At 59.4% G+C, this 13120-nt stretch carries 16 protein-coding genes; 7 read left to right on the top strand and 9 right to left on the bottom strand.

Annotation, left to right across the window (positions count from 1 at the left end; translation table 11 throughout):
- Positions 1 to 54: 54 nt before the first annotated feature.
- The 3 genes from AC2FLU_RS18180 to trxB all read right to left on the bottom strand — a co-directional run bounded on the left by AC2FLU_RS18180 (position 55) and on the right by trxB (position 3221).
- On the bottom strand, positions 55 to 1746 hold the full coding sequence (locus AC2FLU_RS18180; RefSeq protein WP_496809349.1) for an adenylate/guanylate cyclase domain-containing protein: 1692 nt from the start codon (positions 1744 to 1746) through the stop codon (positions 55 to 57).
- An 80-nt stretch (positions 1747 to 1826) separates the two neighbouring features.
- Positions 1827 to 2276: an RES family NAD+ phosphorylase gene (locus tag AC2FLU_RS18175; RefSeq protein ID WP_496809348.1), complete on the bottom strand. Its 450-nt coding sequence runs from the start codon at positions 2274 to 2276 to the stop codon at positions 1827 to 1829.
- A gap of 3 nt (positions 2277 to 2279) precedes the next feature.
- Positions 2280 to 3221 carry a thioredoxin-disulfide reductase gene (gene trxB / locus AC2FLU_RS18170; protein ID WP_480553929.1) on the bottom strand — a complete coding sequence of 314 codons (942 nt, stop codon included), beginning with the start codon at positions 3219 to 3221 and terminating at the stop codon, positions 2280 to 2282.
- 228 nt (positions 3222 to 3449) lie between these two features.
- On the opposite strand from trxB, the gene AC2FLU_RS18165 reads away from it, so the two are divergent.
- On the top strand, positions 3450 to 3950 hold the full coding sequence (locus tag AC2FLU_RS18165; RefSeq protein WP_480493624.1) for an Lrp/AsnC family transcriptional regulator: 501 nt from the start codon (positions 3450 to 3452) through the stop codon (positions 3948 to 3950).
- 119 nt (positions 3951 to 4069) lie between these two features.
- Here the strand turns inward: AC2FLU_RS18165 and AC2FLU_RS18160 are convergent, their stop codons facing one another.
- The 5 genes from AC2FLU_RS18160 to lgt all read right to left on the bottom strand — a co-directional run bounded on the left by AC2FLU_RS18160 (position 4070) and on the right by lgt (position 8290).
- Positions 4070 to 4852 carry a Hint domain-containing protein gene (locus AC2FLU_RS18160; protein WP_480475489.1) on the bottom strand — a complete coding sequence of 261 codons (783 nt, stop codon included), beginning with the start codon at positions 4850 to 4852 and terminating at the stop codon, positions 4070 to 4072.
- Positions 4853 to 5181: 329 nt separating this feature from the next.
- Positions 5182 to 5310 (bottom strand): hypothetical protein, encoded by a 129-nt coding sequence (locus tag AC2FLU_RS18155; protein WP_267362961.1) that lies wholly within the window; start codon positions 5308 to 5310, stop codon positions 5182 to 5184.
- Positions 5311 to 5580: 270 nt separating this feature from the next.
- Positions 5581 to 6339, bottom strand: coding sequence for a peptidoglycan editing factor PgeF (gene pgeF, locus AC2FLU_RS18150; protein WP_480553930.1), 759 nt, complete (start codon positions 6337 to 6339; stop codon positions 5581 to 5583).
- Positions 6336 to 7403, bottom strand: coding sequence for a class I SAM-dependent methyltransferase (locus AC2FLU_RS18145; protein ID WP_496812071.1), 1068 nt, complete (start codon positions 7401 to 7403; stop codon positions 6336 to 6338). The genes pgeF and AC2FLU_RS18145 overlap by 4 nt, the downstream gene beginning before the upstream one ends.
- The gene (gene lgt / locus AC2FLU_RS18140; RefSeq protein WP_480475495.1) at positions 7400 to 8290 is read right to left on the bottom strand and encodes a prolipoprotein diacylglyceryl transferase; all 891 of its coding nucleotides are present in this window, start codon (positions 8288 to 8290) and stop codon (positions 7400 to 7402) included. The genes AC2FLU_RS18145 and lgt overlap by 4 nt, the downstream gene beginning before the upstream one ends.
- A gap of 97 nt (positions 8291 to 8387) precedes the next feature.
- Between lgt and AC2FLU_RS18135 the strand changes: the two genes are divergently transcribed.
- The 5 genes from AC2FLU_RS18135 (at position 8388) to AC2FLU_RS18115 (ending at position 11594) form a co-directional block, all read left to right on the top strand.
- Positions 8388 to 8636: an accessory factor UbiK family protein gene (locus tag AC2FLU_RS18135; RefSeq protein ID WP_050604795.1), complete on the top strand. Its 249-nt coding sequence runs from the start codon at positions 8388 to 8390 to the stop codon at positions 8634 to 8636.
- A 321-nt stretch (positions 8637 to 8957) separates the two neighbouring features.
- Entirely contained in the window at positions 8958 to 9458 is a 501-nt protein-coding gene (locus AC2FLU_RS18130) for a type III secretion system chaperone family protein (protein ID WP_209598027.1), read from the top strand.
- Positions 9459 to 9497: 39 nt separating this feature from the next.
- Entirely contained in the window at positions 9498 to 10313 is an 816-nt protein-coding gene (gene proC, locus AC2FLU_RS18125; protein WP_480519138.1) for a pyrroline-5-carboxylate reductase, read from the top strand.
- Positions 10306 to 10644, top strand: a complete 339-nt coding sequence (locus AC2FLU_RS18120; protein WP_267362951.1) for a tRNA-binding protein — start codon at positions 10306 to 10308, stop codon at positions 10642 to 10644. Before proC ends, AC2FLU_RS18120 begins: the two co-directional genes overlap by 8 nt.
- Complete coding sequence (locus AC2FLU_RS18115; RefSeq protein ID WP_496809345.1) at positions 10644 to 11594, top strand: 2-hydroxyacid dehydrogenase; 951 nt, start codon at positions 10644 to 10646, stop codon at positions 11592 to 11594. Before AC2FLU_RS18120 ends, AC2FLU_RS18115 begins: the two co-directional genes overlap by 1 nt.
- Here AC2FLU_RS18115 and AC2FLU_RS18110 read toward each other — a convergent pair.
- Positions 11591 to 12169 (bottom strand): thymidine kinase, encoded by a 579-nt coding sequence (locus AC2FLU_RS18110; RefSeq protein WP_480519134.1) that lies wholly within the window; start codon positions 12167 to 12169, stop codon positions 11591 to 11593. The genes AC2FLU_RS18115 and AC2FLU_RS18110 overlap by 4 nt on opposite strands.
- 355 nt (positions 12170 to 12524) lie before the next feature.
- On the opposite strand from AC2FLU_RS18110, the gene AC2FLU_RS18105 reads away from it, so the two are divergent.
- Entirely contained in the window at positions 12525 to 12986 is a 462-nt protein-coding gene (locus AC2FLU_RS18105; RefSeq protein ID WP_480475505.1) for a hypothetical protein, read from the top strand.
- Positions 12987 to 13120 lie beyond the last annotated feature (134 nt).

Genomic DNA, 13120 nt, shown 5'->3' with positions numbered 1-13120 from the left:
TCCAACTCTGAAATCAAAATGATGATCTGGTTCCTTGGGGCGTAGATAATCCGATCATGCAAAGTATGACTGTTCCTGTTTTTGCGTGTGTGGCGTAAGCCCGGACGCGCGAGTGACTGGCAGGGCGGGAATCGGATCGGCAACGCCGCGCAGCTGGAACATCCGGATCCCCTCCGGCGGCAGGTCCATGCCCGCAGCCGTCAACACTTCTTGCGAGACCAGCAGTTCGACCCCCAACGCCTTGGTCTCGCTTTCCAGTCGGCTGGCCACATTGACAGCGTCGCCGATGATCGTTCTTGCGGCATGTCCCTGCGCGCCAATCTCACCCAGCACCAGATCCCCAAGGTGCAGGCCCATTCCGATCCGAATGCTAGGGCTGCCCTCGGCCTCAAGCCGCTCGTTGAACCGGTCGAGGGCATGGCTGATATCTATCGCAGCTTTCAACCCAGCGCTGGCGGATGCTGCTGCATCGGGTTTTTCGAAAACCGCCAGCAACCCGTCACCCATATACTTGTCCACGACACCGCCGTCCTTGGTGATGGCTGGAACAACGGCGTCGAAGAACCGGTTCAGCAGGAACACGATGTCATAGGGCAACTGACCGGTCGTGCGAGCGGTAAATCCACGCATGTCCAGAAACAGCACGGCCAGTTTCCGTTCCTGCCCCTGACTGGCATGCCCGCGGATGCGCCCGCCATCCGGTTGAAAAACGCGGAAAACGGTGGTCGGTTCCGTCGGGCGGATCTGACAGGCCAGCCTTGTCTGCGGTGAGGCGCCGACAGCGGCCAGACTGCGGGCCTCGACATCGCCGGGCGGGGGCAGGGCACTGGCGCCCTCTTCGACGATGACACGGCACGTGGTGCAGCGCCCCTTCCCGCCGCACAAGGCCGCGTGGGGCACACCATGTGCCTGCGAAATCTCAAGCAGGGTCATCCCCTTTTCGGCATCTACCTCGGGCCCGCTGCTGTAATTCACCCGCACCGAATGCCTGCGCCGCCACAGCTTGCGCCCGATATACACAAGACCCGTGGCCGCCAAGGCCAGCCAGAACGCCAGAAGGGCATTGTCCTTGACGGTGAACATGGTCTGAAACGCCTCGGGCGAGGGCCAGTTGTAATGCTCGATATATTGTTCCCGCAGAAACTCATCTGCGAAATCCAACCAAATGCGACGGCCCTCGGTCAGCAGACCGGCCAAAGCGAACATGGGGATGAAGACGGCAACACCGATCAGATAGGGTACGGCGCTGGACCACCATTTCGTCAGCCGTAGCCACATATGCAGTCCGATACAGCCATGCACCCAGACGATCAGCAACAACGCGCTTTGCATCCATATCACGGTGCTGGGCCACATCAGGATGATGATATACCCCATCTCGTCATTGACGTCATAGATCTCGTGCGCGACCCGAGTCTGGATGACATGCGAGATCAGCTGCAAAGGTATCAGCAGACCCAGAACCACCTGCAACGCCGTGCTGAACGGCATGCGCAGGGTCCGGCGCTGCGCGATCGAGCTCAGCGCCAGACCGGCATGCGTGAACAGCGCCGCATAAAGCAGCACGCTCAAAAGGATATGCCGCGTCACCGCTGTTCGACCGTCCTGCATCCCGTGCAGATAATCGGTGTGAAACAGGCCCATCCCGATGTTGATAAAATGGAAGAAAGCGAAAGCAAACAGAACCAACCCGCTGCCGATCCGAAGCCGGGTTGCCCAACCGCCACGCCACAAAGCGCTCTTCAAGAATACCACCTGTATCGCTGTTCGCTGTGGTTGGACTTTGCGGGGACGTTTGCGGTCAGGTCAAGGCTTCGGGTGCAAATCTAAGCCTGCCAGTGGGTGGCAGGGTGTTGGGAGTGAATTGATATCTTGTCCGCACAAAACAGCACCAGATGGCTGAGGTCGGGGCGCGAGCGCGAGCTGTAGATCAAGCCGTCCGCCCCCAGTGCCCGCGCTTTATCCGAAAAAGCCCATGTCGGCGAAGGGACCCCCATAGCACGATTATCCTGCCAGATCACCGACACAGCCGTCTGCCCGCGGTAGTCCACCAACCGCGCGTTTTCCACCAGAAACCTTTGTATCACGCGGTCGGGATCGTCCCCCGAGACGTAGCGCCGGATGGCGACCGAAGCGCCCTCGGCGCTGAGCGAGGCATAAAGCGCGAACTGTCCGGAATGATGAAAGCGCCCCTCAGGCGCGCGGGCAGGCAGCAATGGGGTCGCTGCCTGCGACGCAAACAGAATTCTCCAGACTGGGCCAGAGAATTCAAGCATGCATCAGTCCTGTTCGGCCAGGAACCGTTCGGCATCCAGTGCCGCCATACAGCCCATCCCGGCGCTTGTTACCGCCTGACGATAGACATGGTCGGTCAGATCGCCTGCCGCGAACACGCCGGGGATCGAGGTTTCGGTGCTGCCCGGTTTGGTGACGACATAACCACCCATATGGGTTTCCAGCGTGTCCTTGACCAACTCGTTCGCAGGGGCGTGGCCGATGGCGACAAAGACACCTTTGCACGGGATCTCGGTGATCTCGCCGGTTTTAACATGTTTGACCCGAACACCTTCGACGCCCAAAGGCGCATCGGTGCCGATCACTTCTTCCAGCTGGTGGAACCACAGCGGTTCGATCTTTTCATTCTTCAACAGGCGATCCTGAAGGATCTTTTCCGCCCGCAACTCATCGCGGCGGTGGATCAGGGTCACCTTGCTGGCGAAATTGGTCAGGAACAGGGCTTCTTCCACGGCTGTGTTACCGCCACCGATCACCACGATTTCCTGCCCGCGATAGAAGAACCCGTCACAGGTGGCGCAGGCCGAGACGCCAAAGCCCTTGAACTTCTCTTCCGAGGGCAGACCCAGCCATTTTGCACGCGCGCCTGTGGCCAGAATGACCGCATCAGCGGTATAGGCGGTGCCGCTGTCGCCCTTGGCGGTGAAGGGGCGCTTGCTGAGGTCCAGATCGCTAATGATATCGCCAATCACCTCACATCCCATGGCCTTCGCATGGTCCTGCATCCGCACCATCAGGTCCGGGCCCTGCACCTCGGTGTCGCCGGGCCAGTTTTCGACCTCGGTCGTCGTTGTCAGCTGACCACCGGGTTCGATGCCCTGTACCAGAATGGGTTCCAGCATGGCGCGGCTTGCATATACGCCTGCGGTGTATCCTGCGGGCCCTGACCCGATGATCAGAACCTTGGTGTGTCTTGTGTCGGCCATGGTGCCCCCCGCTCGAATTGCCTGAATTGGGCCCGCGGCCCGTCGCCCCGATATAGCGACCGACTGGCCCGGCTTAAAGCCCCTTACTGTTCAGCCCCCTTCGGGCCGGGGTGCCTTGGGTTTTCGGGAAGAAGGCGAAAAGGAAACAAAGAAAATTGCGCATCTGCGAAACATTATTGCGCGCGTGTGGGGTGCTGATATAAGAACCGAAAAAATCAGGAGCATTTGATGGTCACGACTCGGCTGGATGATATTGATCGCAAGATTCTGGCGGAACTGCAGGCGGACGGTCGTATGACCAATGTCGAGCTGGCAAAACGGGTCGGAATCTCGGCCCCGCCCTGTTTGCGCCGGGTGCGCACACTCGAAGAATCCGGCTTCATCACCGGCTATCACGCCGAGGTCAACTCACGCGAGTTGGGGTTCGAGGTTCAGGTATTTGCCATGGTCGGTCTGGACAGCCAGGCCGAAGTCGAACTGCGCGCGTTCGAAGGCCGCTGCCGCGAATGGCCATTGGTCCGCGAATGCCACATGCTGAACGGCGAAGTGGATTTCATCCTGAAATGCGTAGCACCTGACCTGAGCAGCTTTCAGCAGTTTCTGACGGGCGAGTTGCTGACCACGCCAAACGTGGCCAGCGTCAAGACATCGCTCGTTATTCGCGGCGCAAAAGACGAGCCAGGCGTACCGTTCGACGTTCTGGAAGAACGTATGAACCGGATGGCGTGACCCCAACACGTTTTGGTTGCGCGGTGATTGGTGGCAACAGTGCTGCCACCGCAAGGGATAGAACCCAACTTATTACCAGCTGCATGATGCCCCCCATAATGCAGTAATCACAATCATGCTCAGGCCGTCATCGCGTCGATCTCACCATCTCCGGCGCGCGGCATCAGCAGCGGGCCAAAATCGTTCAGCGACTCGATATGCGCGAACAGGTTCAGATAGATCGACCGAAGCGAGTGGCTGATCATGCGAACCGCATTCACACCTGGATGATATGTTTCGAACTGTAATCCATCTACGCGAATAACGGAATGGCGTTTTAAACAAATGTGAAACAGTTCAACGGGGGTAGGCGGCATTGTTTCAATAACACCCATCCCGTCCTGAAATTCGGACACGGGTGTAAGAATCGGCTGCCCTCCATGCAGGTGCCGCAAATGCGCAGGTGTTCCCACGATTCGCGCCGCCGGGCCGGCAATGACACCCGACATTGGCTTTTGCATCCCGAACGTATCCGCCATGATCCGCGTCAACGGTCGCGTCCGGCCACGTGAATCCGCGCGTCCGGGGATCAACGTGACAGATCCCTTCCACAACACGGTTTCCGATGCGCCATTCTGCGTCAGGACCGTATCCCCAGGCATCAAATCCTCGATTGCCATCGGTCCATGTTCTGTTTCCACTAAAGATCCACGTGTGAAGGCACAAAACGCGTCTTCAAACATCGGCAAGGCGGGCGCGATATGGCGGGTCTGAACCACATCTCCATTCTTTAGCAGGCTGCTGACTTCATAGCGGCGCAGCTGGGCCTTTGGCTTTGAAACTGGCCGCGGTATTTCTCGCAGCATGGCCGAAGTTTCGATTGCATTTCTGGCCGCGCGGGCCAGTGAATTTGGAATAGTCATTAATATTCCGTCCCCTCAAAATGTTCGGTCAGGCGCGGCGTACCCCCGTACAGACGCGCCCGGCGAACTGGTTCTTTGTCTTGAAACAAATGGGTGACCCCCGGGCGATGACCGGAACGGTCCCGCAACGCGACTAAATCTCGCTTTCCAATGGTCAACACATTGACCCCCCAGACAAACTCGTACTTCACGGGCGAAATTGCCCGCACACACAACTCCGTAAAAGTCACGAACCTCTCGTTCGTGACGCGCGATACATCAGGCCGGAGCAAACCTGATACGCGTTGACCCAGATAAGACCGGCAGCTTGGTCTCTGGGTTTTTCTGTCTCAGCGTCGTGCCGCGATGCGACTGGCGACCCTGACAGAATTGCTTGTTACCCGCTTCCACGGCATTTCCAGGTTCTGGTCCCGAGTGGCCTCGACCATGGCTTTCAGAAAGCGTGATTTGGTTTTCATTTTTTGGTCCTGCTCTGAGCGGGGCGTATTTCCCCACATCCTCTGTAAACCTTTTGTGACGCGCGTTTGCGGCAGGGATAAGGCTTATCCGGGATGATTTGCGGACAGAAAAATGAAGTCAGACGGACCTCCCACTCAACACGCCAGCGCCCGATTTTCGAACGTCAGATACCGATCTGATTACTGGCAAAAACTCGTTACGATTCTGATGCCCAATCAACACAACAAATGTGGCGGAAAAGTGGCAGGGCACCTAAATCTGGACGAAGATCACAATCTTATGACGGAGATCAGCCGCCCGTAATCGACCTCGTTCGCGTGCGTTGATCGGCGATAGGAATAGAACCTGTCGGGGTCGGAATATGTGCAGTGCCGGGTCCACTCGGCCTGTCCGATTCCCGCCTGCCGCAGCCGGTGCAGCCCGAAGGCGGGCAGATCAAATTGCAGGCGGTCACTTTCACCATTGGCAAAAAAGCGGCTGTTGTCCGGCGAATCCGCCAGGAACGCGTCCAGAAACTCTGGCCCCACTTCGTAAGCGCGCTGGGAAATACTGGGTCCGATCACGGCGCAGATATTGCTGCGGTCGGCCCCCAGCGCCTCCATCGCGTCCAGCGTTGCCTCCAGAACACCGTCCAGCGCGCCGCGCCACCCGGCATGGGCGGCACCGATCACATGCGCGTCGGGATCGGCGAACAGAACCGGCTGGCAATCGGCCGTCAGGATCGTCAGGGCCAGACCGGGTGTTGCTGTGACAATGGCATCCGCTTTGGGCTTTTCACCTTCAACCGGGGCTTTGACTGTCAGAACCGTTGGCGAATGAACCTGATGCACCGCGACCATTGCCTCGGGTTCAACCTCCATCGCGTCGGCCACCCGTCGCCGGTTCAGCGCGACAATCTCGGTTTGATCCGAGGACCCCTGACCACAATTCAAGCCGCTGAAAATTCCTGAAGACGCGCCGCCGCGACGGGTAAAGAACCCATGGCGAAATGGCGACAGCAGGTCCGAGGTCAGAATTTCCAGCGTCATGGTTCCAATCCTGGTGGTGGGGCTGCATAGGCCGGGAAAAGGCCCATCACCTTGAACAGATTTCCCATTTCATCAGGATGCGTCAACCGCCGATGCGCGGCAATCAGCGCATCCAGGTCGGAACCGCTCAGCGCCTTGGACAGGGCTTGCGCGCGGGCGGTGATCCCCAGCCGTTCAAAGAAGACGCCCTGCGGTGTCAGGCGGGAATGCCTGCAACCACAGGCACGGGTCGCAATAGCCAAAGGCTCAAAATCCACATGCGCGGTCAAATCGGCCTGACCGGGCGATGCCAGAGGATCGGTATGTTCGTGGTTTTGCAGAGCCTGCAAGGTATCGCCCAGCGAATGCCAGTCACCATAATCCACAATCAGCGCCGCGCCGCCATGGCTGGCGATCCGCCCCGCGATCACGGTCAGAATGGGAATCGCAGCAGCACACAGCTCGACCAGATCACCGTCCTTGGTGTCCGACAGCCTGTCATTCAACGCCACCTGCGGCCCGATTGCGCCCAGTCCGAACGTCAACCCGCCGTCACGTTCACCCACCAGACGCTCGCGCCAGCCCGTATCGTCACGCTGAAACTGGCGTATGGGCAGGGCATCAAAGAACTCGTTAGCAACCAGCAACAGCGGCTGGTCGGGCAGGTAGGCGATCGTGTCGATCCAGACCGCCTCGTAATCCTTCAGCGTTGCCGCCTGCACCTGTTTCAATACAGGCGATGCTTCAACCAGTACAACCTGCGCTGCCTCGTGAAATCCGGGTACAGCCCGTGTGGCGCGCAGAATATCGGCCATCAATGTACCGCGCCCCGGCCCCAGCTCGCACAGGGTAAACGGTGCAGGCCGTCCCTGATCCATCCAGCTCTGCGCCAGAGACAGCCCGACCAGTTCCCCGAACATCTGGCTGATTTCCGGCGCTGTGGTGAAATCCCCCGCTGCTCCCAGCGGATCACGGGTCGTGTAATAGCCCAGCGTCGGATGCAGCAGGCATTCGCCCATAAAATCCGTCACGCTCAGCGGTCCATCCTGCCGGATGCGGGCGATCAGATGATCGGTCAGGCTCATGCCGCCCGCCGCCGCGCCCGCAGGGCAAACCACAGACCAAGCGCGATCATCGGCAGCGACAGGAACTGCCCCATGGTCAGCCCGTACCCGCCCACATGCCAGGCCAGCCCCAGTGGATTGCCGGGCGATACGAACTGCGCATCCGGCTGGCGAAAGAACTCGACGATAAAGCGCGACGCGCCGTAGCCCGCCAGGAACGTTCCCATGACAAGGCCCGGTGTGCGAAAACCGCCGCGCCGATAGACCAGCCACAGCAATACCGCCCCCAGCAAAACACCCTCCAGCGCGGCCTCATACAGCTGCGACGGGTGCCGGGCGCACATACCTGCGACCACGCCGGGGCAATCCTGCGCAGCAAATCCGGGAAAGATGACGGCCCAGGGCAGCTCACTCGGGCGGCCCCACAGCTCGGCATTGACGAAATTGGCCAGCCGCCCCAGCAGCAATCCGGGCGGAACGGTGTAGGCAACCAGATCCCCCAGCGACAGGGCAGGGATCCGGTGCCGTCGTGCAAAAAGGTACGACGCAAGGATCACGCCCAGCAGACCGCCATGAAAGGCCATGCCGCCTTGCCAGACCTTCACGATCTCCAGCGGGTGCGACAGGTAATAAGCCGGCTGATAGAACAGTACAAAGCCCAGCCGTCCGCCCAGAATTACGCCCAGAATGATCCAGGTGACCAGATCCTCCAGTTGCTCGGGCTTCATCGGCGGGCCATCCGCAGGCCAGAGCGTTGGGCGGCGCAACGCCACAACGGCCAGCCGCCACGCGATCAGGATTCCCGCGATATAGGCCAGTGCATACCACCTTAACGCGAACTCCATCCCGAACAGCGGGATCGAGAACAGTTCGGGCGACAGATCGGGAAAATTCAGAACAGCCTGCATGTGCGTCTCATTGCCCGGGGTTTGCAGGTCAAGTCAACCTTGAGCCCGCGCCATTCTTTGCCCATATACATGTAAACCGCGAGATCGGAGAACAGATATGCAGACCCGCAACAAGATCCTGGATGACGTGTCCCAACTGATGACCAACGCCATGGGCGTGGCGCAGGGCGCGCGGGAAGAGGCTGAAAACGCGATGAAGTCGATGATCGACCGCTGGCTGGCCGATCGCGATTTCGTTACCCGTGAAGAATTTGACGCCGTGCGCGCCATGGCCCAGAAGGCGCGCGAAGAAAACGCTGCACTCGAAGCCCGCATCGCCGCGCTCGAGGCAAAACTGGACAAATAACGCCCCGGCGTTCCCTGTTTTCACAATTTTCGGACAAAGCAAGCCGCCGCGCAATCCAGCCCGGATTGTGCGGTGCTGTGTATTCTGACGCGTCGCATAATTTATTCAAGATAAAGCTGACTCTGACGCCAATATTTTGAGCGCCGTTGCCTTCTGTCCACAACTTATTGCTGTTATCCCCAATAATTAGGGTTGCCAGAACTTACGCCACATCGCACCATATTTAGTACAGGCCTATGGGGGAAGCCCGGTTTGTAGAGCAGGCAACTAGCGCTGGGGCGCTGCCAGCCCCGAAATGCTAGAGATTAGTGAGGTGGCATTATGGCCCTTTCCGAGCAGTATCTCGAAGAAGACATTCATCCGATCGACATTGTTGAGCATCTGGCCGAACATCACGACTGGGATTTTGATCGCATTGGGGACGATCAGATTGCCATGGCCGTTGAAGGGCAGTGGCGCACCTACTCGATCACACTGGCCTGGTCCAACTATGACGAAACGCTGCGCATGGTGTGCAGCTTCGAAATGGAACCACCGGCTGAGCGTGAAATGCAGCTCTATGAGCTGCTCAACAAGATGAACGACCAGTGCTGGGCAGGCGCGTTTACCTATTGGGCAAACCAGAAGCTGATGGTCTATCGCTATGGTCTGGTCCTTGCAGGCGGGCAAACTGCCAGCGCTGACCAGATCGACACGATGATCAATGCCGCCGTCATGAGCGCCGAGCGGTACTACCCCGCGATCCAATTGGTGACCTGGGGCAACAGAGGGCCAGAAGAAGCCATGCAAGTGGCCATTGCAGAGGCCTACGGCCGCGCGTAAACCTTTGCTCCGAACCGATATGTAAAGCGGGAGGGGCAAATGGACATGACGCGAGTGGCCGAACAGGGGCTTGTGCTTCTGGGGTGCGGAAAGATGGGGTCCGCAATGTTGGCGGGATGGCTGGAACACGGCCTTCCGCCAGCTTCCGTTTGGGTCATCGATCCCTACCCGTCAGATTGGCTGAAGGCGCAGGGCGTCAATATCAACGCACCGTTGCCCGAATCCCCCGCCGTGGTGCTGGTTGCGGTCAAACCGCAGATGATGGGCGAAGCCCTGCCTGCCCTTCAGGCACTGGGCGGTGGGTCCAGCCTGTTCATTTCGGTTGCGGCTGGCACCTCGATTGCCACCTTCGAATCTGTTCTGGGCGGTGACACCCCGATCATTCGTGCCATGCCCAACACGCCCGCCGCCATCCGTCAGGGCATCACGGCACTGATCGGCAACGCACACGCCTCCGAGGCCGATATGGAACAGGCCGAAAACCTGTTGGCAGCAGTGGGTCAGACCGTACGCCTTGAGGATGAGGCACAGATGGACGCCGTCACCGGGCTCAGCGGGTCCGGCCCGGCCTATGTGTTCCATCTGATCGAAACTCTGGCCGCTGCGGGCGAGGCGCACGGCCTGCCTGCCGAGCTTGCGATGAAACTGGCCAAGTCCACAGTGGCCGGTGCCGGGGCGCTGGCCATGGCGTCCGACGAAGACCCGGCACAGCTGCGCATCAACGTGACCTCTCCGAACGGTACCACACAAGCCGCGCTTGAGGTGCTGATGCATCAGGAAACCGGCTTTCCCGACCTGCTGCATCGTGCCGTCAAGGCTGCAACCGACCGATCCAAGGAGCTCTCGCGTGAGTGAAATTTCGTTCGATGACTTCCTCAAGGTCGATATTCGCGTGGGCGAGGTGATCCGCGCCGAACCCTATCCCGAGGCCCGCAAACCCGCGATCAAAATGTGGATCGACTTTGGCGACGAGATTGGCGAGCGCAAGACTTCGGCCCAGATCACCGCGCATTACGATCCGGCCACTCTGGTCGGCAAACAGGTCATGGCTGTCGTCAACTTCCCTCCGCGCCAGATCGGCAAGTTCATGTCCGAGGTTCTGGTGCTGGGTTTGCCCGATGACAGCGGCGAGATCGTTTTGATCGGCCCCGACGGCAAGGTTCCAACCGGCGGGCGGATGCACTGATGAAACTGCTGATCACGCGCCCGATGACTCCGGCAGTCGAATCGCGCGCCCGCGCCGATTTCGATGTGACCATCCGGGAAAACACCCTGCCCATGTCACGGCAGGAGATGCTGGCCGCTCTGGCCGACTATGACGTGGTCGTGCCGACACTGGGCGATCAGTTCTCGGCTCAGGTCTTTGCGGATGCAGGTCAGCCACGCTGCAAGCTGCTGGCCAATTTCGGTGTTGGCTTCAACCATATCGACGTGGATGCCGCACGTGCGGCCGGGGTTGACGTGACCAACACCCCCGGTGCGGTGACCGATGCCACGGCTGATATCGCCATGACCCTGCTGCTGACCACAGCCCGGCGCGCAGGTGAGGGTGAGCGGCTGGTGCGGTCGGGTCAGTGGCAGGGCTGGCACCCGACGCAGATGCTGGGCCATCATGTGACCGGCAAGCGCGTGGGCATCGTCGGTATGGGCCGCATCGGGCAGGCCATCGCGCGCCGCTGTCATTTCGGGTTTGCAATGCAGGTGGCCTATCAGTCCCGCAATGCAAAAGATCTGGATTTCCCGGCGGAATTCACACCTGACCTTGAAACACTCGCCGCCTCGGTCGATTTTCTTGTGCTTGCCGTTCCCGGTGGTGCGGAAACCCGCCACCTGATCAATGCGCAGGTTCTTGAGGCGATGAACCCCTCGGCTATTCTGGTCAACATCGCCCGTGGCGAGGTGGTGGACGAGGCCGCGCTGATAACGGCTCTGCAAACCGGTCAGATCGCGGGGGCGGGGCTGGACGTCTACGAATTTGAACCCAAAGTGCCGCAAGCTCTGTGCGATATGGAAAACGTCACCCTGCTGCCCCATCTGGGTACAGCCACCGAAGAGGTGCGCAGCAGCATGGGTCACATGGCGCTGGATAACGTGGCGGCCTTTGTCGCGGGCAGGGCGCTGCCCAACCCGGTCTAGTCGCCCACCGCCTCACGCCAGTGTTTACGGCAGAGCGAGACATAGGTCTCGTTCCCGCCAATCTGCACCTGCGCCCCTTCGGTGATGGCCTTGCCGGTTTCATCCCGCCGAATCACCATCGTGGCCTTGCGACCGCATTCACAGATCGTGCGCACCTCGCGCATTTCGTCGGCAAGGGCCAGCAGGGCGGCGGAACCGGGGAACAGTTTGCCCTGAAAATCCACCCGCAGCCCATAAGCCAGCACCGGCACATCCAGATCGTCCACCGCACGGGCCAGTTGCCAGACCTGCGCCTCGGACAGGAATTGTGCCTCATCAATGAAAACGCAGGCCACGGAACCATTGTCCAGCCGGGATCGGATCATGGCGAAGACATCATCTTCGGGTGTGAACGTGTCAGCCTGCTCCGATATGCCGATGCGCGATGCAATCCGCCCCGCACCCGCCCGCCCGTCAAGGGCGGCGGTCATCAGATAGGTCTGCATCCCGCGCTCGCGATAGTTGTGCGACGCCTGTAGCAACACGGTCGACTTGCCCGCGTTCATGGTGGAATAGTTGAAATACAGCTTTGCCATGGCGTGGGTCTAAAACGCCCGACGAAAAGGAACAAGAGAGCAATCGGTCGTAAGAAGCGACGTCGCCGTTGCGTGTGCAGAGGCCGAGCTGGGCTCGTAGGGGATGGAACCCCCGCGTCTGCAACAGCGACGCCGTCGGCCAACATGTGGCCAAAACAAAGCAAGGCCCAACAATACCGCCCTGCAATCACTCTTTACCGGCTTGAACTGCCGCCACTCACTCACAAAATCCCCCGCTTATCTGAGGGATAGTCAATGTATGACATTTCAATTATGACTCAGGTATGGGAAATTTCCCGACGCTTTCCCCGGTTTGGACACCGGGCGGGCGTTTGCAGGTAATAAAGGTAAATCAATGGCAGATATCGGGGCCTATCTGAAGAAACACACAGAAGCGCTGGTCAAAGATGTCGGAATAGAAGCTGCTTGTGAAATCACCGGAAAATCCAAGGCGACCTTGGGCCGGTATTATTCGGACAATGCCGAACACGCGGACAGGTTCATGCCCGTGGATGCGGTGGCTCGGCTTGAAAACGCAGCAACTTATCCGCATGTGACATCCGCGCTGGCGGATCTGAAAAACATCACCTTGTCCTACAGCGAACGCAACACCGAGGATCCTCGCACAGGCGGGGTGAATTCGGATGTCATCGCGCTCAGCCAGCGGTTTGCAATGCTGATGACTGAATATCAGTCCGCAATCGAAGATGGCATCATCACGGTGAACGAAGCCAAAAGGCTTCTGAAAGAAACCAGTTTGCTTCAGCAGGTCCTGATTGAAATGAAACTGCACCTGGAAGAAGAAAGCGTCAGCTAGGCTTGACTGCGGTCCGTAACCGGCCAAATTCCGCCTGCCCGGATTGCAGCAGATGTCGTGCGCTTTGTGGAATGATCACCAACCGGACCCTGTGCCTCAATTCAGTCACGTCTTTCCGATAAGCTGCGGCGCAG

The sequence above is a fragment of the Ruegeria sp. SAZD013 genome (genome assembly GCF_059612525.1).
The sequence above is the reverse complement of the archived record's forward strand: the minus strand, read 5'-3'. Positions and strand labels throughout refer to the sequence as shown.